The sequence below is a fragment of the Kaustia mangrovi genome, assembly GCF_015482775.1.
Lineage (GTDB): Bacteria > Pseudomonadota > Alphaproteobacteria > Rhizobiales > Im1 > Kaustia > Kaustia mangrovi.
This window is the reverse complement of record NZ_CP058214.1, coordinates 1,976,778-1,996,245: the sequence shown is the minus strand read 5'-3', so window position 1 is coordinate 1,996,245 and position 19,468 is coordinate 1,976,778. Positions and strand designations below refer to the sequence as shown.

The following is a 19,468-nucleotide window of genomic DNA, read 5'->3' as shown; positions in this document are numbered from 1 at the left end:
ACCTCCTACCACATCGGCGTGGTGACGAAGCGCTGGACGGTGACGAAGAGGTGCGCCTTGCCGGTCACCGCCTCGCCGCCATCCTCGACGGTCGCCACCACCGACAGGTTGCCGGCATTATTGGTGTCCATCGGCCTCTCCGGGTTCGGGCCCGCGCCGGCCGGCTCGAACAGCCCGGACGGCGTGATGGTGCCGGCAAACCGGGTGTCCTTCATCTCCGCGGCGAGTGCGTCGAAATCCTCTGTCGACCAGTCCGCGTCCATCGGGCCGATCCGGATGTCGTCGTCGGTTCCCGCTTCGCCATCGGCGCCGGCCATATAGCCCACGGCCTCGAACTGCGCGGGGATCTTCGGGATCGGCCCGCCGGCACCGCCGACGCGCGCGATGGTCTCCGCCGGTTCCACCTCGAGCCTGGCCACGCGGTCATAGACCACGAAACCCTCGCTTGCCGCGGCATCCCCGGTCACGACCGTGCGTGCGCCCGGCGCGGCGTCCGCGGAGACCGTGGCCTTGACGACCATGCGCTCCGGCGACCGGTCCAGGACCTCTATCTCCACGCCCGGACCGAGATCGACGGTCTCGCCGAGCCCGACGCCGTTGACGGCGATCTGCGCAGTCGTGCCCTGCTTCAGGGCGGAGGGAACGACGTTCAGGATCCGCGGGTCCGTACCCTCCGCGCGAATGGCCGTCATCCTGCCGCCGAGCGCCTCCACGTCGCGATACATCCAGCGCCCGTTCATCATGGCGCCGTCCTCGCTCACGCTGAAGACCTGCCGGATGACGTGATCGTCCCCGGGGAAGCTCGCCCGCCATTCATGGCCGTTATAGAGGATGGCCTTGCCCTCGCGCTCCAGGCTGTCGCCATTGGCGAAGGTCACGGACATGGACACGTCGTAAGTGTCGTCGCCGGTCTTCGCGACGGTCGCGTGACCCTCATAGGCGCCATTGCCTGGCTGCCGGCCGGCGAGGCGCCATGTGCCCGACATGTCCGGCGCGGGCTTGTCCTTCCACGTCGCCCAGGCGTCAGTCTCGTAGGGGAACAGCTTTGAGAGCTGGTCGACGACATCGCCGGTCGCAATGGCGAACCAGTCGCGGTCGCGGCCCAGCGCCTGATACTCGGTGGTCGGGAACTGGCCCAGATGGAAGTGGACGAGCTTCGTCCAGTCCGCCTTGTCGCGGCGCTGCAGCGCGACGCGGGCGAAGGTGTGGCAGCGCCCGCACATCTGGAACAGCGTGTCGTTCGGGGCGGTGTCGATGCTGCCGGGCGCCTTTTCGAGCGCATAGCGGTAGTCCGCCCCCTCCGTCGGGGCGAGGCCCTGCGTGTCGGACAGGTACTTGACGATGGTGCGCTGTTCGTCGTCGGTGAGCTGGACGCCGTGGATGTTGGTCATGCGGAAGACGGTCATGAACCAGGCTTCCGGCGTCTTGCGGGCATCGCTGATGCGGTTGAGGGTTCCGTCGTCGCGGCGCTCGTGGCAGGCCGAGCATCGGGCGTTCAGCAGGGCTTCCGCCGTCTGTTCCTGAGCTGCGGCCTCCTGCCCGCTTCCTCCCACAAGAGCCATCGCGGTTGCGACAACAACCGGCGCGAACCGAGCAGCACGCATGATCCACCCCTTTGTTTTCAGGAATGGTCCGCACGAAATCTTCTTGTGGCGCGGGCCATTCTCCCGTCCCTCCATCGAACGATAGCCCTCTTCTTGCGCGGTGGCTCCGACATTTCCGGACAAACTTCGCGTCTATTGACGGCGCCTCGGGCGGCTAGGATAGTATCGTTCTAAACTGTTCCGGGGGCAGTTTGCCGGAGACGCAGCCTCGTGCCGCATGGCTCCTATATCGTCGCTTCAGCACTCAGGGACCCGATCGACGCACTTCGCGAGCGGGGCGGCGACGTCTTGGCCCTGTGCCGCCGGATCGGCACCGATCCCCTGCCATCGCCGGAGACCAGCCTGTCGCTGCGCAGCTTTGTCGGCTTCTCGCAGGCCGCCGCGGAGGCTTTGCGTGCGCCGGGCTTCGGCTGGTCGGTCGGGGCCCGGTTCGACCTCGCCAATATCGGCCGGGTGGGGGAGGCCGTTCAGCGCGCCCCGACGCTCGGCGCGGCGCTTCGCCTGTTTCGCGACGCCTTCGCCATGGTGCAGGGCGACTCGATGATCGATCTGGAGGTCGATGGCGACATCGCCACCGTTTCCTATCGGATCCTCAATCCCCGGATCTGGCCGCGCGACCAGGACGCGGAGCTGACCATGGCGGTGCTGGCGGGGCTGGTCGACCGGGCAGCCGGGTGCGACTGGCGGCCTGTCGAGCTTGCTTTCGAGCACGGTCCGAACGGTGCGGACGGGGTGCGTCTCGACGAACCCCGCTGCCGGGTCCGCTACCGGGCGCAGACCAACAGTCTCCGGTTCCCGGCGCGCATGCTCGACCTGCCCATGCCGGGCGGCAATGCGGACAGCTTCCGTCCGCTCGAGCGCGCTCTTGCGCATGAGGCGTCGCGCCTGGAGCATGCCCAGCCCGTCGCGGTTCGCGTGCGCCGCCACATTATCGGGCGGCTCGGGCGCGATGCTGTCGGCCAGTCGGCCATCGCCGTGGTGCTCGGCATGTCGCGGCGTACGTTGCGTCGCCGGCTCGACGAGGAGGGGACGACCTATTCCGATCTTCTGGCGGAATGCCGGATCGGCATTGCGCGCCGCATGCTGGCCGAGCCGGAGATCGCCATTGCGGATGTCGCGACACGTCTCGGCTATTCGGACACCACCGCCTTCGAGCGCGCCTATCGCAGACATGAGGGCATGACGCCCGCGCAGTTCCGCCGGCAGTTCCTTCGGCCCTGAGCGGCTTCACGCCCACCGGCGCAGTGCCATGGCGCGCTCGACCCGTGCCCGGGCGAGCCGTTCGGCAGCCGCGCGCGGCAATATCCCCTCGTCGCGGGCCAGTTCGAGGACTTCGCGCGTATTCCGGCGGAGCTTCTCCTCGATAGCGGAGAACGCAACCGCCTCCGTCCCGCCGTGATACTCGACGGAGGCGCAGATGACGCCGCCCGCATTGGCGATGAAGTCGGGCACGCAGAGAATGCCGCGCTCGTGCAGGATCGCCTCCGCCTCCGGCGTTGCGGGGATGTTCGCGCCCTGCAGCACCATCCTGCAGTCGAGACGTCCGGCATTGTCCTCGCGCAGCACGTCGGGCCGCGCGGCGGGAATCCAGATGTCGCAGGGCACGTCCACGATGGCGTCGCGGTCGAGCGCCCGGCCGCCGGAATAGTCGCTCACGGGACCGCCGGCAGCCTTGTGGGCGATGAGATCCTGAATGTCGATGCCGTCCGGGTCGACGAGCGTGCCGTGGGAATCGGACGCGCCGACGAGCACCGCGCCGCGCTCGGCCAGGAAGCGCGCGGCATGCCGGCCGACGGCACCGAAGCCCTGGACGGCGACCCGCGCGCCTTCGAGTGTCAGCCCGCAGAATTCCTGTGCGACGCGGGCCGCGATCGCGACCCCGAAGCCGGTCGCCCCGATCTCGTCGAGGGGGATGCCGCCGAGCTCGCGCGGCAGGCCCACGGCACGGCCGATCTCGTCGCGGCACCAGGCCATGGCCGTCTCGTCGGTTCCCATGTCCGGGCCGGCAATGTAGTCCTCCACGCGCGCAATGGCGCCGGCAAAGGCGCGGATGGTCTCCTCCTTCTCCCGATGCGGCATATGCGGATCGGCGACGATGACGGACTTCGCGCCGCCATGGGGCAGGCCGGCCGCGGCGTTCTTCAGCGTCATGGCGCGGGCGAGCCGGCGGCATTCCGCTAGGGAAACGTCGGGAGCCATTCTCGTGCCGCCGATGGCGGGACCGCATGCGACGTTGTCGACGACGAGGATCGCGCGCAGATGAGGCCTGTGGCGCGCAATGTGGATCACCTGATACGGGCCGAGCGGGTCGGTACTGTCGAGGATATCGGTCATGGCGGGTCCCCCGGGGCGGTTATCGGCCGGCTTCGAGCGAGGTGACGATGGCGGCGAGGAACCGTGCGGCTTCTCCGCCCGTGACGGCGCGGTGGTCGAAACTGAGCGAGAGCGGCAGGATCCGGGCCGGTACCGGCTTGCCGCCGTCGAGCTTCACCCGTTCGGCAATGCGCCCCGCGCCGAGGATCGCGACCTGCGGCGGGACGACGACGAGGGCGGCGTGGAGCCCCGCGATCATGCCGAAATTCGACAGGGTGATCGTCGGAGCGCGCAGCTCGTCCGGGGTTGCCGAGCGCTCGCGGACGCGGGTCTTCAGCGCCGTCAGCCTCTCGCGTAGCGCATCGGCCGACTGGGCGGCCACGTCGCGCAGGACGGGGACGAAGAGGCCGGCCTCGGTGTCCTGGGCGATGCCGAGATCTACGGTCTCGTGCACGGCTATGGCGTCGTTCTCCCCATCGTACCAGCTGTTGAGCCGGGGCTCGGCCGCCACCGCGTCGACGATTGCGCTGACGAGCCGGACGGTCACGTCATCCTCCGCGCTCCAGTGGGAGATATCGGCCTCCTCGGTGACCGTGGCGGGCGCAACCTCGTCGCGGGCACGCGCCATCGCCCGGGCCATGGTCCGGCGGGCGCCGCGCAGGGGCTCCGCGACGGGATCTCCCGTGCCGGCCGGATGTGTCTCCAGATCGTCCATGGTGATGGTGCCGCCGGGGCCTGTGCCGGTCACCGTGTCGAGCGCGATGCCGCGCTTGCGTGCCTCGGCACGGACCTTCGGGCTCGCCCTGACCGCGGTCTCTTCTCGTTGCCGGCCGTCCCTGGCCGCGGCGGCAGCAGCGGGCGCGGGCTGTTCCGTCTCCGGTGCGCTTGGAAGATCGCCGACGATGCCCGCATGCTCCTCCTGCGGACCGCCGTCGATATCGGCGAGCGGCGCGCCCACGGCCAGCACGTCGCCGGGCTCGCCATAGATGCGGCTTACGAGGCCGGCCTGCGGGGAGGGGATCTCGATGACCGCCTTGGCCGTTTCGACGGAGACGAGCGGCTGGTCCGTGGAGACGTGATCGCCCGCGCTCACATGCCAGGCGACGATCTCCGCCTCGCTCAGGCCTTCCCCCAGATCCGGCAGCCGGAAGGTGGTCATGAGAACTCCATTGCCTGTCGGGCCGCCTCGCAGATGCGGTCCGTGGAGGGCATGTAGGCCGCCTCCAGCCGCAAGAGGGGCATCACCGTATCGTAGCCGGCGACGCGGGCCACCGGCGCGACGAGCGACATCAGCCCCTCGCCCGCGAGGCGGGCGGCGATCTCCGCGCCGAACCCGCCGGTCAGCGGGGCCTCGTGAACGATGACGCAGCGCCCGGTCTTCAGGACGGAGTCGACGATCGTGCGGGCGTCGAGCGGGGCGAGCGTGCGTACGTCGACGATCTCCGCCTCGATGCCCTCGCCGGCGAGCGTCTCGGCCGCCTTGCGTGTCTCCAGCATCATGGCGCCCCAGCTCACGAGCGTGAGATCGCGGCCCTCGCGCTCCACCGCGCACCGGTCGAGGGGGAGCGCCTCGCCCGTGTCCTCGACGGTCTCGCGCACGGCGCGATAGAGGCGCTTCGGCTCCAGGAAGACCACAGGGGCGGGATCGCGGATCGCGGCGAGCATGAGCCCGTAAGCCGCCCGCGGGGAGGAGGGGATGACCACCCTGAGGCCCGGAATGTGGGCGAACATCGCCTCCATGCTCTCCGAATGGTGCTCCGGCGCATGGACGCCGCCGCCATAGGGCGCGCGCAGCACCATGGGGCAGCTCAGTCGCCCGCGCGTCCTCGTGCGCAGGCGCGAGGCGTGGTTCGCCATCTGGTCGATGGTCGGATAGATGAACCCCATGAACTGGATTTCCGCGACCGGGCGGTAGCCCATCGCCGCGAGCCCGACGGAGGCTCCGGCAATGACCGTCTCCGATAGGGGCGTGTCGCGGACACGGTCGGCCCCGAATGTCGCCAGCAGGCCGTCCGTCACGCGGAACACACCGCCATCCGCCGCGATATCCTCGCCCAGCAGCACGACCCGCTCATCCTCGCGAAGCGCCCGGGCGAGCGCGAGATTGAGCGCTTCGACCATGGTGACGCCGCTCATGGGGACCCCTCCCCGTTGCCCGCATCGCCGCCGAGGGAGCGGACCTGGTCTTCGAGAGGCGCCGGCAGCGTCGCGAAGAGGTGGGCGAACATCGCCTCCGGCAGCTGGGGAGGCGTTGCGAGATAGTGCTCCGCGGCCTCGTCGATGCGCTGGCGGACCTCGCGGATGAGGGCCTCCTCCCGGTCCTTGTCCCAGTGGCCCTCATTGGCGAGATAGGTCCGCAGGCGGGTGAGGGGCTCTTCCTTCCAGTGGCCGGAGACCTCCTCGTCGCTCCGGTAACGGCGGGCGTCGTCGGCCGTCGTGTGGTCGCCGAGCCTGTAGGTCAGCGCCTCGATCAGCGTCGGCCCGGCACCCTCGCGGGCCCGCGCAATGGCATCGCCGACGCAGGATGCGACCGCGACGGCATCGTTGCCGTCGACCTGCCAGCCCGGAATGCCGGCGGCGAGGGCCTTCTGCGCTAGCGTCCGGGACGCGGTCTGCGCCTGCCGCGGTACCGAGATCGCCCACTGGTTGTTGGAGATGACGAAGATGGCAGGCAGGCGCCACGCGCCGGCGAGGTTGAGAGCCTCGTAGAAATCGCCCTTCGAGGTGGATCCGTCGCCGCCGATGGCGACCGCGACGGACGCGCCGCCGTCGAGCTTGAGAGCGAGAGCTGCGCCGACCGCATGGGGGAAGTGGGTGGCGACGGGAACGCAGACGGGGAAATCCCGCTTCGGGCCCTCGAAGGCGCTTCCCCGCTCGTCGCCGCCCCAATAGAGGAACAGCTCCTCCGGCGTCACGCCGCGCCAGAGCTGGGCACCGTGCTCGCGGAAAGAGGGGGCGAAAACGTCCGCATCGTCCATGGCCGCAGCGGTCCCGACGGAGACCGCCTCCTGGCCGAGCGAGGAGGCATAGGTCCCCAGCCGCCCGGTCCGCTGGAGGGAAATGGCCTTCTCGTCGAATGCGCGGGCCAGCACCATGCCGCGATAGAGCCCGACAAGGCGGTCAGGATCGGCGAGCGGCTCGGGGAGCGGCCCGGTGGCTGTCCCGTCGGGATGCAGAAACCGCCTGATCTCTGGTTGCACGGGATCGGTGTGCGGTACCGTGCCGTCCGGACTGGCCTGTTGCGATGGAGCGTGCGACACCGTGCAGCCTCGATGATCGGGGTCGACCGACCTGGTCCGCCGTCGGGCGATCGGTTCCCTCCGGCGGAACAACCCGGGCAACACATATGTGAAACGCCGCCGGATCGCGGCGGGTTCCACGGCAGGGAGCAGTGTCGATCTTGCGCGCGGATACGCGGGCTGCCCTTGACGCAGGTCAAGGCGCAGCCGGCCTCTTCTTGCCGGTGGCTATCGCATATGGCCGTTTCAGCCGCTTCGCCCTCGGGGGCTGTCGGCGGCGGGGCGGACCCGTCAGACGCCGGCGGAGCGGACGACGACGGTGGTGCCGATCGGCGTGCGGTTATAGAGGTGGATGACGTCCTGGTTGATCATCCTGATACAGCCGGACGAGACGCTCCTGCCTATGGTCCCGGGCTCGAACGTGCCGTGGATGCGGTAGAGCGTGTCCTTGTTGTTCTGCCACAGATAGAGCGCGCGGGCGCCGAGCGGATTGCGCGGACCGCCCGGCATGCCGAGCCCACTCTGGAGCTGGACGATCATCTTCTTCAGGCGCGGTTCGCGCTCGATCATCTCCTTGGGGGGATACCAGTCCGGCCATTTGCGCTTCGCCTTGATCGTGGCGGAGCCCGACCAGCCGAAGCCCTCTCGCCCGACGCCGACGCCATAGCGCATCGCCCAGCCGCCTTCCTCGATGTGGTAGAGGAAGTAGCTTGCCGGGTCGACGATGATTGTGCCGGGCTGTTCGCCGGCGCTGTAGCGTACCCGCTGGCGCAGATAGGTCGGGTTCATTCTCGATACGTCGACCGCCGGGATCGGGAACGGCTCGGTGGTGATCGCCGCATACATGGACTGGTAGTCGGTCGGGCTTCCCGCATCGGGGGGCGACGACGCCGTGGTCACGCAACCCGTGAGGCCGGTGGCGGCCGTGACGGTCAGGCCGGCAATGACGGCGCGACGATCGAGATTCGACATGTGAGGCCAGACTCCAGTATTTGCGGATCGCATCTTATAAGCGAAAAATCCTCCCTTAGCTGTGCTTCCTAGGTCACAGTCGGCGTTTTCTGTGATGCCGTCTATGGTCCGATCGCCGGGAGCGGCTACTCCGGATCGAGAAGGCGAGGCCCCGGGCCCTCTTCCGACAAGACATCCCCGGGATTGCGCAAGGGGCAGTCCCTGAAGGACAGACAGCCGCATCCGATGCAGCCGTCGAGCCTGTCGCGCAGCGCCGTCAGACGGCCGATCCGGGCATCGAGGTCGGCGCGCCACCGGGCGGACATCGCTTCCCAGTCGGCAGCGGTCGGTGTGCGGCCTTCCGGCAGCGCGGCGAGCGCCTCGCCGATCTCGGACAGCGGGATGCCGACGCGCTGGGCGACCTTGATGACCGCCACGCGTCTCAGCACGTCGCGCCCGTAGCGGCGCTGGTTCCCCTCCGTCCTCCAGCTGCGGATCAGGCCGCGGGCCTCGTAGAAGTGGAGGGCGGAGACGGCCACGCCGCTGCGGTGGGCGACCTCGCCCACCGTCAGGGGCCTGCGCCGGTCCTGTGGACAAAGTCTCGTCATGGGGGCTTGACCTAAACTTAACTTGAGGTTTTATAACAGTGCGCTCCTGCAACGGCAATACCGGGAGCGAACACCCATGCAGAGACAGATCGAACTTGCCCTGATCTACGGCAGTGCCCGGACCGGGCGCTTCTGCGACACCGTGGCCGGCTGGGCCGCGTCGGAAATTGGCCGCCATGGCGGCTTCGCACTCGACCGGATCGATCCGGCCTCGCCGGATATCGCCAATGGCGTGGCCGGTCACGACACGATTGCGAGCGCAGCGCTGAAGCGCCGGCTCGACGGCGCGGACGCGTTTGTCGTCGTCACGCCGGAATACAATCATTCCTTTCCCGCGCCGCTGAAGGCACTGATCGATTCAGCCGGCAGGGAGTGGCGGGCCAAGCCCGTCGGCTTCGTGTCCTATGGCGGCGTCTCCGGGGGGCTGCGGGCGGTGGAGCAGCTGCGTCTCGTCTTCGCGGAGCCCCATGCGGTGGGCATCAGGGACTGCGTCAGTTTCGCTGGCGCCCCGAACCACTTCGACGATAATGGCGAGCTGGCCGACCCGGAACCGGCCACGCGCGCCATGGCGACCATGCTCTCGCACCTGGCATGGTGGGCTCATGCGCTGCGTCAGGCGCGCGAGCAGAGCGCTTACGGGGAGGCTGCGGAATGAGCATCGACACGCAATCCCGGCATGGTGAGATCACCTCGCATATTCTCGTGATCGGCCGGTCTGAGGCCGTGCTCGAGACGGTCCTGCAGGGGCTGTCCGATCTCGGCCTCACTGCGGACGGAACGACCGAGCCGGAGGGCGCGGTCAGCGCCTTCGATGCCCGGTCCTTCGGTCTGGTCGCCATTGGCGGCGGCATCGAGCGGCCCCTGCGCGAGGCGCTCGGCACGGCATTCCGTGCGCAGAACCCGGATATCCGCCTCGTCGACGTCTCCGCCCCGACCGCGGTGCGCCAGATCGCGGAAGCGCTCGGGGGCGGGCGGGACCGGCCGTTCGTCGATCTCGACGCCTATCGTGCCCGCATCGGCTATGACGGTCCCGATACGCCGACCATCGACACCTTGAGGGATCTCCATGAGCGCCATCTCGATTCCATTGCCTTCGAGGCGGTCGACGTTCTTCTGGGCCGTGGCGTGGATCTGGCCGAGGAAGCGATCGATGCCAAGCTGATCGCGGGGCGCCGGGGCGGTTACTGCTTCGAGCAGAACAGCCTGTTCAAGCGCGTTCTCGCACGCATGGGCTTCGTGGTGGAGGGGCTTGCCGCCCGGGTGCTCTGGATGGCCCCGCCGGACGCCCCTGTGGCCCCGCGCACCCATATGGCGCTCAGGGTCACGCTCGACGGCAGGCCGTGGCTGGTGGATGTCGGCTTCGGCAGCAGCGTGCCGCCGGCGCCGCTGCGCATGGATACCGAGGAGCCGCAGCGAACGCTGCACGATACCTACCGGATTATCCCCTTCGGCCCGGCTCTTCTTGCGCAGGTCTGGCGCAACGGCGGATGGCGGGCGATGTACGAGCTGTCGCCGGACCCCTGTCAGCCGGCGGATTACGAGCTCGCCAACTGGTACACCTCGACCCACCCGAACTCGCCCTTCCGCCGGAGCCTGACCGTGGCGCGAACCCGGCCGGAAGCGCGTCATGCGCTGCTCGACAACCGCCTCACCCTGCGCCGGCCGGATGGCACCGTCGAACAGCATGTTCTCGATGCGGCCGGGCTCGAACGGGCCCTTGAAGAGGTGTTCGACCTTGCCGTCGAGCCGTCCTGGCGGGAGGTCATCGAGCGGGCCGCCATGGAGCCGTCACCGGCGGTGTGATAGGCTTGGCTTTCCGGCGGTTTGCGGGGGGAGCCGACCATGGCCACGCCTCTGGACGTCCTGTTTGCCGATCCGGCGCACGCGCCGGCGGACGGCGACGTGCCGCGGGCCGTCGTCGAGGAGATGCGAGCCTATTCCGCCTATCTCGACGGGCTCGTGCCGCCTAAGCGCGATATCGACCGCAATATCCTGATCGCCACGTGGAACATCGCCCATTTCCGCTCGCTGACGCGGAAATGGGCGGTGCCCGCCTCCTCCGACGACAGCCCCAAGCGCGACTATCGTTGCCTGTGGGCGATCACGGAGATCGTCTCGCGGTTCGATGTGGTCGCCGTGCAGGAGGTCGGTGCCGATTTCCGCGCCCTGCGGTCGGCCATGAAGGTCCTCGGCCCCAATTGGAGCTTCCTCATGACCGACCGCAATGCGGGGCAGGGCGGCAATGACGAGCACATGGCCTATCTCTTCGACACGACGCGGGTCTCGCTGTCAGGGCTCGCGGGCGAGCTCGTCGTGCCGGACGAGGCGGCCGAGTTCGGCTTCGACGAGGAGAGCTTCAAGCGCCAGTTCGCCCGCAATCCCTATGCGGTGTCGTTTCGCACGCGCGACACGACCTTCATCCTGGTGACCGCCCATGTCGATTATGGCGACGAGGATGTCGAGCGAATGCCGGAGTTGCGCGGCATCGCCAAGTGGATGCGCGACTGGGCGGCCAATGAACGCCGCTGGCACCACAATCTGATCGTGCTCGGCGACTTCAATCTGGAGCGCAGCGACAGCCGGCTCTACGAGGCCTTCGTGGAGACGGGTCTCTCCGTTCCCTTCCTCCTGCAGAGCCATCCGCGCACGATCTATGGCCGCGCGTCGGAGCCGGAGGCGGCAAGCTATCACGACCAGATCGCCTGGTTCGCGGAAGGCGAGGCGGCGCTCATCGGGCTGGAGCTTGCCGATGGCGGCATCGTGGAGCTGTGGGGACGGCTGCTGGGCGATCTCGATCTCACCAAGGCGAGCTTCTCGTTCCGCATCTCCGACCACCATCCCCTCTGGGTGGAGTTCCGGCTGCCGTCGTGAGCGGGCGCGAAATCACTGGAAGGCGACCTCGGTGAAGCTGCGCAGCTTGCGGGAATGGAGCCGCTCGCGTTCCTGGCCCTGAAGCGTCTCCAGGGCCTTCAGGCCGATCTCCAGATGCTGCTCGACGCGCCGGCGGTAGAACTCGCCCGCCATGCCCGCGAGCTTGATCTCGCCATGGAGCGGCTTGTCGGAGATGCACAGGAGCGTGCCGTAGGGTACCCGGCAGCGGAACCCGTTGGCGGCGATGGCCGCCGATTCCATGTCGAGCGCGATGGCGCGCGACTGCGACAGGCGGCGCATGACGGCCCGGTAGTCGCCGAGCTCCCAATTGCGGTTGTCGACGCTCGCCACCGTGCCGGTGCGCATCACGCTCTTCAGCGCATAGCCCGAAAGTCCCGTCACCTCGGCCACCGCGCTCTCCAGCGCCACCTGCACCTCCGCGAGCGGCGGCACGGGCACCCAGGTCGGCAGGTCGTCGTCGAGCACATGGTCCTCGCGCACATAACCGTGGGCCAGCACGTAGTCGCCGAGGGTCTGAGTGTTCCGCAAGCCCGCGCAATGGCCGAGCATCAGCCAGGCATGGGGCCGGAGCACCGCCACATGGTCGGTCATGGTGCGGGCATTGGAGGGGCCGGCGCCGATATTGATCATGGTGATGCCGTCATTGCCGGGCCCGACCAGATGATAGGCCGGCATCTGGGGGAGCCGGCCGGGCGGCTCGCCTTCCGTCTCCAGCCCTCCATGGCCGTCGGCCCGCGTGACCGCGCCGCCCGGCTCGACGAAGGCGAGGCTGGCGGGCTCGCCCGCGGCGACCTTCTCGCGTGCGATGCGGATGAAGGCGTCGACATAGAACTGGTAGTTGGTGAAGATCACGAAGTTCTGGAAATGGGCCGGGCTCGTGCCCGTATAATGCAGGAGACGGTGGAGCGAATAGTCGATGCGCCCGGCACGGAAGAGGGCGAGCGGCTCCGGGTCGTGCGGGCCGTGCTCCAGCGTGCCGTTGATGATGGCATCGTCCATCGCCGCGAGATCGGGAACGTCGAACAGGTCGCGCATCGGGCTCTGGGGCAGGACCCCGTCGCGCTGGAGAGGCTGCGTTTCCAGGCTGATATCGTGCTTGTAGGCGAAATGGACCGGGATCGGCTCGGCGGATTCGCCGACCGCGATGCCGACGCCGTGATTCTCGATCAGCAGGGCGACCTGCTCCAGAAGGTAGTCGCGGAACACGTCCGGCCGGGTGAGCGTCGTCTCGTGGACGCCCGGGCGGGCGACGAAGCCGTAGGAGAGGCGCGAATCGATGAGCGCATGGGAACTCGTCACGATCCGCACGAAGGGATAGCAGGCCCGGATGTGCCCCGGCGGCGTCTCGCCCGCCAGATAGGCCTCGAAATGCTGCCTCAGAAAGGCGGTGTTGCGCTCGTAGATCGCCTCGATGCGCGCGACAGCGGCCTGCGCATCCGGGAACTCTTCGGTGACGATCGGGTCCGGCTGGATGATGTCGGGCATGGGTCCCCTGCCGATAGGTCGCCGGCAGGAGACGCCGGCGGATCGTTCGCTGGACTGTCCCGACTGTGACTGCAAGCCGATGTCCGGGCAAGCCCTCATTGCCGGAAGCCTTGCGAGGCGGTTTTGTTATGCAAAATACTGTTCCGCCAAATTGACGCTTTCGTGGCGCTCATGCGACAGTTTCCGTCCACAGCACACAAGACACAACGGAAACGCCATGGCCCTCGATCCCGAAACGCTGGAGCATCTTCTCGACACCGTGCGCCGCTTTGTGCGCGAGCGGCTGGTGCCGATGGAGCACAAGATCGCCGAGGACGACGAGATCCCGTCCACGCTTCTGGACGAGATGCGCGCGCTCGGCCTGTTCGGCCTGTCGATCCCGGAGGAGTATGGCGGGCTGGGGCTCGCCATGGCGGAGGAGGTGCGCGTCGCCTTCGAGCTCGGCCAGACCTCTCCGGCCTTCCGCTCAATGCTCGGCACCAATAACGGCATCGGTTCGCAGGGCATCGTGCTCGATGGCAGGGAGGAGCAGAAGCGCGCCTATCTCCCGAGGCTCGCGAGCGGCGAGATCATCGGCTCCTTCGCGCTGACCGAGCCGGACTCCGGCTCCGACGCCGCCGCGCTCAAGACGACCGCCATTCGCGATGGCGACCACTATGTGGTCAACGGCACCAAGCGGTTCATCACCAACGCGCCGGAAGCGGGGCTGTTCACGCTCATGGCGCGTACCGACCCGGAAGAGAAGGGTGCGCGCGGCATTTCCGCCTTCCTGGTGGAGGCGGGCGCGTCGGGGCTCAGGATCGGCCCGGTCGACCGGAAGATGGGCCAGCGCGGGGCCCATACCGCCGATGTGATCTTCGAGGATTGCCGCGTGCCGGCGAGCGCGCTTCTGGGGGACCGCGAGGGCCAGGGCTTCAAGACGGCCATGAAGGTGCTCGACCGCGGCCGGCTCCATATCGCGGCGGTCTGTGTGGGCGTGGCCGAACGACTGATCCGCGACAGTCTCGCCTATGCCATGGAGCGCAAGCAGTTCGGCCGGCCGATAGCCGATTTCCAGCTCATTCAGGCGATGCTCGCCGACAGCCGGGCGGAGGCCTATGCGGGCCGCGCCATGGTGCTCGACGCGGCGACACGGCGCGATGCCGGCGAGACGGTGGCGACCGAGGCGGCCTCCGCCAAGCTCTTCTGCTCGGAGATGGTGGGACGCGTCGCCGACCGCGCGGTGCAGATCCATGGCGGGGCCGGCTATATCGCCGATTACGGCGTGGAGCGATTCTATCGCGATGTGCGCCTGTTCCGCATCTATGAGGGGACGAGCCAGATCCAGCAGCTCGTCATCGCCCGCAACATGATCCGGGACGCCGCCTCATGAGCACGGCCTGCCTTCCCCCGGAGGCCTGGATCCACATCCTTGTCGACCGGCTTGGCGACATGCGCGCCGACGACGAGGTGCTGGCCGACGATGGCCATGCCCTCACCGGCCGCATGCTGGCGGCGGCGGTGGAGGAGGCCGCGGGCCACCTTGCCGGGCTCGGCGTGCGCGGCGGCGACCGGGTGCTGGTGGTCAACGAGAACTGTGTTGCGCTCGCGGTCGCGATCTTCGCGCTGAGCCGGCTCGGCGCGTGGGTGGTGCCGCTTAACGCCCGCCTGACGGGCGAGGAGCTCTCCGCGATTTCGGCCCATGCGACGCCGCGGCTTGCGCTCTACATGACGGGCGTGTCGCCGGCGGCGCGCGAGCATGCCGAGCGGGCGGGCGCGGAACCGGTCGATCTCGGACCCATCGGGGAGGTGATGGCGGGACCTGTGGCCGACAGCGTGCCCGAACCGGTCGAGACCGACGGGCGCGATCAGGTCGCGGCCCTCATCTACACCTCCGGCACGACCGGAACGCCGAAGGGGGTCATGCTGACCCATGCGAACCTGCTGTTTGTCGCGCGCATGTCGGGTCATTTGCGGCGCCTGTCCCCGAAGGACCGTGTCTATGGCGTGCTGCCGGTGTCCCATGTCTTCGGGCTCGCCTCCATGTTCCTCGGTTCGCTGTGCTACGGGACGCGGTTGAGGCTGGTTGCGCGCTTTGACGCGAAGGCCGCTGCCCGCGCGCTTGAGGAGGACCGGGTGAGCGTCTTTCAGGGCGTGCCCGCCATGTATGCCCGGCTGCTCGAGCTCGCGACCGTCCGGGGAGCGCCGCTGGCCGCGCCCGACCTTCGCTACATCTCCGCAGGCGGCGCACCACTCGACATGACGCTCAAGCGCCGGGTGGAGGAGATGTGGGGCCTTGCGCTCCATAATGGTTACGGGCTGACGGAGACCGCGCCCACCGTCTCCACCACCGATATCGACCGCCCGGCGGCGGACGACACGGTCGGGCCGCCCATGCCGGGCCTCGGGATCCGGATCGAGGATCCGGCGACGGGGCGGGAGGCGGGGCCTGGCGCGATCGGCGAGCTGTGTGTGAAAGGGCCGTTGGTCATGAAGGGCTATTACCGCGACCCGGACGGCACCGCGCGCGTGCTCGAACCGGACGGCTGGTTCCACACGGGCGATCTCGCGCGCCGCGATGCGGAAGGCAATCTCTATATTGTCGGACGGCTGAAGGAGCTCATCATCCGCTCCGGCTTCAATGTCTATCCGGTGGAGGTGGAGGCCGCGCTCAACACCCATCCCGATGTCGCGCTGTGCGCCGTCGTCGGGCGCCCTGTCGACGGCAACGAGGAGGTCGTGGCCTGCGTCCAGCCCGTGGCGGGTTCCGCGCTCGACGAGGCGGCCCTGCGTGCCCATGTCGAGGCGCGGCTTGCGCCCTACAAGCGCCCGTCGCGCTATCTCATCATGGCGGAGTTGCCGGCGACCCCCACGGGCAAGCTTCTCAAGGCGACGCTCGCCCGGATGGTCCGCGACGAGATGCGATAACGCCGGACGATGGCTCACCGCATCTCGAAGAGCTCCTGGTGGAAGCGCTCCGAGACCGGCAGGCCGTGGGCTGCGAAATCCCGCCTGAGCGCGGCGCCGAAGCCGATGGGGCCGCAGAACCAGAGACTGGCGTCGCTCCAGTCCGGCACGGCCTCGCGGATGCGGTCCCCGGTCAGCAGGCCGTCGCGGGCGTCGACCAGGAGATGCAGCCGCACATCGGCCGCCTTCGCGTCCGCCTCCAGCTTGCCGAGCGCCGTCTCGTCGTAGTCGGCGGTGGAATGGAAAAGGTCTATGACGGGCTGGCGCACGCCGGGATCGGCCTCGCGCTCGAGCACCCTGTGCTTCATGGCCGCGATGAAGGGCGTGATGCCGATGCCGCCGCCGATCCAGATCTGGCGGGGGCGGCCGTCATCGAAGGTGAAGCAGCCATAGGGCCCCTCGATCTTCACCTCCTGGCCGACGCACAGCGTTTCGTGCAGGCGGCTCGTATAGTCGCCAAGTGCCTTCGTCACGAAGGTGATGCGCGGGTTCCTCGGGTGCCAGCCGGACGCGATGGTATAGGGGTGCGCGCCCTCCGCGGTGTCGGATGTCGCGAAGGCGAACTGGCCGGCCTTGTGGCCGGGCCAGTCCCGGGGCACCTCGATCTCGGTCTCCAGCGCCCGCACGCCCGGATAGCGTTCCAGAGAGACGATCCTGCCGCGGACCTGCCGGTCGATGCCGACGCGGCGCAGGAGCACGACGACCGCCGCATAGCTGCCGGCGGCCACCAGGACCGCCATCGCCACGCCGATGGGCGTCGCCCAGTGGCTGAACGTCATCAGCACGACCGTGTGGAAGGCGAGCACCAGATAGGCCACCGCCAGCAGCCGGTGCGTCTTGTAGAAGGGCCGGTAGGGGATGACCTTGACGAGCGCCACCACGATCAGCAGAACGGCGGCGTAGAATGCCCACTCGCCAAGTCCTTCCGCGGTGCCGCGCAGGCTTGCGAAAAGCTGCTGAACAGGGTTCTCGATAGCGGCCCGCGCACCGCGTTCCGGCCGTGCGAGCCAACCCCAGCCGACCGCCCATTTCGGCGCCTGGCTCCAGAGCCAGTGGACGATGGAGACGACGAGGGCCGTGATGCCGAGCCATTTGTGCAGGCGGTACATCTTGTCCAGCCCGTGGAACCATCGCTCCGGCCAGCGCGGGCGCAGGGCGAGGATCATGGCGACGCTCATCGCCCCCATGGCGATGACGCCGGTGTACTGGACCATGCTACCGCGGAAGGCGAAGAAGTTCGCCGGCTGGAATACATGGGTTTCGGCCAGGACCCACAAGACGGTCAGGGCCGCCAGAAGGCCCCAGAGCGTGCGCTTGATATTCAGCAGCATGGGTTTCTCGCGCAACGGTGAGGATCGGCGGAGTGTTCGCGCTCTGCATACGCGCACGCCGCCGCCCCGTCATTGATGCCTGTCAATGACGGGGCCGGCCCTGTCAGGCCGCCACGCTCTGGCGTCGCTGGAGCCGGGCATAGGCGAGGCAGGGGGCCGCGAGCGCCGCACCGATCAGGGCGAGGTGCAGATGGGTCAGGCCGAGGCCCGCATTGCCGGGGGCCGCGAAGACGAGACCCGAGGCGAAGAGGAGCACGCGCAGGGCGAGCCCGAGGGGCGTTGAGCCGAAGGCGCCGAAGCCCGCCGCATAGCCCTGCAGCGCCGATCCGATGAGATAGACGCCGAACAGGGCGGTGACGACGAGCACGGCCATTTCCGCCAGCGAACCCTGGCCGATGAGCGCCGGGTTCAGCACGAAGAAGAAGGGCACCAGATAGATGACGCTGCCGAGCCGCATGGCCGCCAGGCCCGAGCGCATCGGGCTCGTGCGGGCGAGCGTCGCGGCGGTGAAGGCGCCGAGCGCCACGGGCGGCGTGATGTAGGACACCATGCCCCAATACATGATGAAGAGATGGACGGCGACCTGGTTCATGCCCGTCTGGGTGAGCGCGGGGGCCAGCACCACGGCGAGGAAGATGTAGCAGGCCGTGACCGTCATCCCCATGCCGAAGATGAAGCTCGTGACGGCGCCCATGACGAGCAGAACGATCGGCGCGTCGCCGGCCAGGAAGATGAGGTCGTTGACGAGCGTTCCCGCAAGCCCGGTCGCGGAGAAGGCGCCGACGATCAGCCCGACGCCGAGCAGCAGCGCGACGAGCTCGCACAGGGACCGGCCGACGCCCTCGGCAAGCGTCATGAGGCCCGGCCAGTCGAGGCGCGTCGCCCTGGAGAGCTGATTGATCACGAGCAGGAGACCGGTCGCGTAGAACGGTGCGAGCGTTTCCTGCCTCAGGCCGATCATGATGAAGATCAGCACCGCGAAGACGAGGAGATACTGCCAGCCTTGCGCGCAGGTCTCCTTCAGGCTCGGCAGCTCCTCGCGCGCCATGCCCTGCAGGTCCCGGCGGGCGGCATAGGCGTCGATCTGCACGAACAGGCCGAAATAGTAGAGGACGGAGGGAATGGCCGCGGCCGCGGCGACCTCGATATAGGGCAGGCCCAGGAACGAGGCCATGACGAAGGCCGTGGTGCCCATGACCGGCGGCATCAGCACGCCGCCGGTCGAGGCGCAGGCCTCCGTTCCCGCCGCGTAGGGCGCGGAGAAGCCGGTGCGCTTCATGGCCGGGATCGACACGGCGCCGGTGGTGAGCACGTTGGAGATCACGCTGCCGCTCATGGAGCCCATGAAGCCGCTGGCGAAGATCGCGACCTTGGCCGCGCCGCCTCGGAAACCGCCGACGAGCGACAGGGCGAGATCGTTGAAGAAGCGCCCGCCGCCCGTATGCTGCAGCGTGGCGCCGAACACGATGAAGCCGATCACGAGCTCCCCGAAGGCGCGCATGGGAATGCCAAAGGAGCTCTCGCTGGAGAGGATGTGGAAGACGAGCGTGTCGGGCAGCGGCTGCGCGAAGCCCGAGATCGGGCCGGGCACGAGGTCGGCGAAGGTCGGATAGAGCGAGAAGAACAGGACGATCGCGAAGATCACCCAGCCGCCCGTGCGCCGCGTCGCCTCCAGGATGAGCAGCCACAGCACGACGCTCGCCCACATGGCGCTCTCCGGCGCGGCATATTCCCAACCCTCCAGGAGGCTCCGCTCCGCCGTCCACACGAAATAGCCGGACGTCGCCGCCGACAGGAGGGCGAGCGCGATGTCGTACCAGGGCGTGCGCGCGAGCGGCGCGCCGGAATAGGCCGGAAAGGTCAGGAAGGTGATCGCGAGGAAGACGCCGGCCAGCGCATAGAGATAGCGCGTGTCGAGAATGACGATGCCGAAGAGCTGGAGATTGAACAGCTGGTTGACCGCGAGAAGGATCGCCCCGAGCGTCAGGACGACAGTCACCATGCGCCAGGGGGCTTGCAGTTCGCGGTACCGTACGGGTTCGCTCAACTCGGCAGTGCCGGCCATGCCTTCAGGGCTCCTCGCATGAAACGCCGGCGGC

Annotated in this window: 16 protein-coding genes; 6 read left to right on the top strand and 10 right to left on the bottom strand. The window is 68.6% G+C overall.

Annotated features, from left to right (window positions below; genetic code table 11):
- Positions 1-5 precede the first annotated feature (5 nt).
- The gene (peaA, locus tag HW532_RS09335; protein ID WP_213164108.1) at positions 6-1,562 is read right to left on the bottom strand and encodes a quinohemoprotein amine dehydrogenase subunit alpha; all 1,557 of its coding nucleotides are present in this window, start codon (positions 1,560-1,562) and stop codon (positions 6-8) included.
- Positions 1,563-1,814: 252 nt separating this feature from the next.
- Here peaA and qhpR point away from each other — a divergent pair, with 252 nt between their 5' ends.
- Complete coding sequence (gene qhpR / locus HW532_RS09330; RefSeq protein ID WP_213164107.1) at positions 1,815-2,825, top strand: AraC-like transcriptional regulator QhpR; 1,011 nt, start codon at positions 1,815-1,817, stop codon at positions 2,823-2,825.
- 6 nt (positions 2,826-2,831) lie between these two features.
- On the opposite strand, the gene HW532_RS09325 is transcribed toward qhpR, so the two are convergent.
- From HW532_RS09325 to soxR, 6 genes are all read right to left on the bottom strand, one after another.
- Positions 2,832-3,938, bottom strand: coding sequence for a Glu/Leu/Phe/Val family dehydrogenase (locus HW532_RS09325; protein WP_213164106.1), 1,107 nt, complete (start codon positions 3,936-3,938; stop codon positions 2,832-2,834).
- 19 nt (positions 3,939-3,957) lie between these two features.
- On the bottom strand, positions 3,958-5,076 hold the full coding sequence (locus HW532_RS09320) for a dihydrolipoamide acetyltransferase family protein (protein ID WP_213164105.1): 1,119 nt from the start codon (positions 5,074-5,076) through the stop codon (positions 3,958-3,960).
- Positions 5,073-6,053 carry an alpha-ketoacid dehydrogenase subunit beta gene (locus tag HW532_RS09315; protein WP_213164104.1) on the bottom strand — a complete coding sequence of 327 codons (981 nt, stop codon included), beginning with the start codon at positions 6,051-6,053 and terminating at the stop codon, positions 5,073-5,075. Before HW532_RS09315 ends, HW532_RS09320 begins: the two co-directional genes overlap by 4 nt.
- Entirely contained in the window at positions 6,050-7,177 is a 1,128-nt protein-coding gene (gene pdhA, locus HW532_RS09310) for a pyruvate dehydrogenase (acetyl-transferring) E1 component subunit alpha (protein WP_246479773.1), read from the bottom strand. The genes HW532_RS09315 and pdhA overlap by 4 nt, the downstream gene beginning before the upstream one ends.
- A gap of 270 nt (positions 7,178-7,447) precedes the next feature.
- Positions 7,448-8,128 (bottom strand): L,D-transpeptidase, encoded by a 681-nt coding sequence (locus HW532_RS09305; protein ID WP_213164103.1) that lies wholly within the window; start codon positions 8,126-8,128, stop codon positions 7,448-7,450.
- Between the two features lie 125 nt (positions 8,129-8,253).
- Entirely contained in the window at positions 8,254-8,715 is a 462-nt protein-coding gene (gene soxR, locus HW532_RS09300; protein WP_213164102.1) for a redox-sensitive transcriptional activator SoxR, read from the bottom strand.
- A gap of 76 nt (positions 8,716-8,791) precedes the next feature.
- On the opposite strand from soxR, the gene HW532_RS09295 reads away from it, so the two are divergent.
- Genes HW532_RS09295 through HW532_RS09285 form a run of 3 tightly spaced genes read left to right on the top strand, consistent with a single transcriptional unit; the run spans position 8,792 to position 11,586 of the window.
- A complete protein-coding gene (locus HW532_RS09295; protein WP_213164101.1) occupies positions 8,792-9,370 on the top strand; it encodes an NADPH-dependent FMN reductase in 579 nt (192 codons plus the stop codon).
- Positions 9,367-10,518, top strand: a complete 1,152-nt coding sequence (locus HW532_RS09290) for an arylamine N-acetyltransferase family protein (RefSeq protein ID WP_213164100.1) — start codon at positions 9,367-9,369, stop codon at positions 10,516-10,518. Before HW532_RS09295 ends, HW532_RS09290 begins: the two co-directional genes overlap by 4 nt.
- Before the next feature lie 39 nt (positions 10,519-10,557).
- The gene (locus tag HW532_RS09285; protein WP_213164099.1) at positions 10,558-11,586 is read left to right on the top strand and encodes an endonuclease/exonuclease/phosphatase family protein; all 1,029 of its coding nucleotides are present in this window, start codon (positions 10,558-10,560) and stop codon (positions 11,584-11,586) included.
- Between the two features lie 12 nt (positions 11,587-11,598).
- Here the strand turns inward: HW532_RS09285 and HW532_RS09280 are convergent, their stop codons facing one another.
- Positions 11,599-13,092, bottom strand: a complete 1,494-nt coding sequence (locus HW532_RS09280) for an AMP nucleosidase (protein WP_213164098.1) — start codon at positions 13,090-13,092, stop codon at positions 11,599-11,601.
- 217 nt (positions 13,093-13,309) lie between these two features.
- Here HW532_RS09280 and HW532_RS09275 point away from each other — a divergent pair, with 217 nt between their 5' ends.
- Together HW532_RS09275 and HW532_RS09270 are read left to right on the top strand one after the other, a co-directional pair.
- Positions 13,310-14,464, top strand: coding sequence for an acyl-CoA dehydrogenase family protein (locus tag HW532_RS09275; RefSeq protein ID WP_213164097.1), 1,155 nt, complete (start codon positions 13,310-13,312; stop codon positions 14,462-14,464).
- Complete coding sequence (locus HW532_RS09270) at positions 14,461-15,999, top strand: class I adenylate-forming enzyme family protein (protein WP_213164096.1); 1,539 nt, start codon at positions 14,461-14,463, stop codon at positions 15,997-15,999. The genes HW532_RS09275 and HW532_RS09270 overlap by 4 nt, the downstream gene beginning before the upstream one ends.
- Positions 16,000-16,013: 14 nt before the next feature.
- Here the strand turns inward: HW532_RS09270 and HW532_RS09265 are convergent, their stop codons facing one another.
- Entirely contained in the window at positions 16,014-17,369 is a 1,356-nt protein-coding gene (locus tag HW532_RS09265; RefSeq protein ID WP_213164095.1) for a ferredoxin reductase family protein, read from the bottom strand.
- 103 nt (positions 17,370-17,472) lie between these two features.
- Entirely contained in the window at positions 17,473-19,434 is a 1,962-nt protein-coding gene (locus tag HW532_RS09260) for a TRAP transporter permease (RefSeq protein ID WP_213164094.1), read from the bottom strand.
- Positions 19,435-19,468 lie beyond the last annotated feature (34 nt).

Excerpts from the sequence above, each read along its gene's own strand:
- HW532_RS09285 (WP_213164099.1), top strand. The coding sequence starts at position 10,558 with ATGGCCACGCCTCTGGACGTCCTGTTTGCCGATCCGGCGCACGCGCCG.
- HW532_RS09315 (WP_213164104.1), bottom strand. The coding sequence starts at position 6,053 with ATGAGCGGCGTCACCATGGTCGAAGCGCTCAATCTCGCGCTCGCCCGG.
- HW532_RS09295 (WP_213164101.1), top strand. The coding sequence starts at position 8,792 with ATGCAGAGACAGATCGAACTTGCCCTGATCTACGGCAGTGCCCGGACC.
- soxR (WP_213164102.1), bottom strand. The coding sequence starts at position 8,715 with ATGACGAGACTTTGTCCACAGGACCGGCGCAGGCCCCTGACGGTGGGC.
- HW532_RS09265 (WP_213164095.1), bottom strand. The coding sequence starts at position 17,369 with ATGCTGCTGAATATCAAGCGCACGCTCTGGGGCCTTCTGGCGGCCCTG.
- HW532_RS09320 (WP_213164105.1), bottom strand. The coding sequence starts at position 5,076 with ATGACCACCTTCCGGCTGCCGGATCTGGGGGAAGGCCTGAGCGAGGCG.
- HW532_RS09270 (WP_213164096.1), top strand. The coding sequence starts at position 14,461 with ATGAGCACGGCCTGCCTTCCCCCGGAGGCCTGGATCCACATCCTTGTC.
- HW532_RS09260 (WP_213164094.1), bottom strand. The coding sequence starts at position 19,434 with ATGGCCGGCACTGCCGAGTTGAGCGAACCCGTACGGTACCGCGAACTG.
- HW532_RS09280 (WP_213164098.1), bottom strand. The coding sequence starts at position 13,092 with ATGCCCGACATCATCCAGCCGGACCCGATCGTCACCGAAGAGTTCCCG.
- HW532_RS09275 (WP_213164097.1), top strand. The coding sequence starts at position 13,310 with ATGGCCCTCGATCCCGAAACGCTGGAGCATCTTCTCGACACCGTGCGC.
- HW532_RS09305 (WP_213164103.1), bottom strand. The coding sequence starts at position 8,128 with ATGTCGAATCTCGATCGTCGCGCCGTCATTGCCGGCCTGACCGTCACG.
- HW532_RS09325 (WP_213164106.1), bottom strand. The coding sequence starts at position 3,938 with ATGACCGATATCCTCGACAGTACCGACCCGCTCGGCCCGTATCAGGTG.
- HW532_RS09290 (WP_213164100.1), top strand. The coding sequence starts at position 9,367 with ATGAGCATCGACACGCAATCCCGGCATGGTGAGATCACCTCGCATATT.
- peaA (WP_213164108.1), bottom strand. The coding sequence starts at position 1,562 with ATGGCTCTTGTGGGAGGAAGCGGGCAGGAGGCCGCAGCTCAGGAACAG.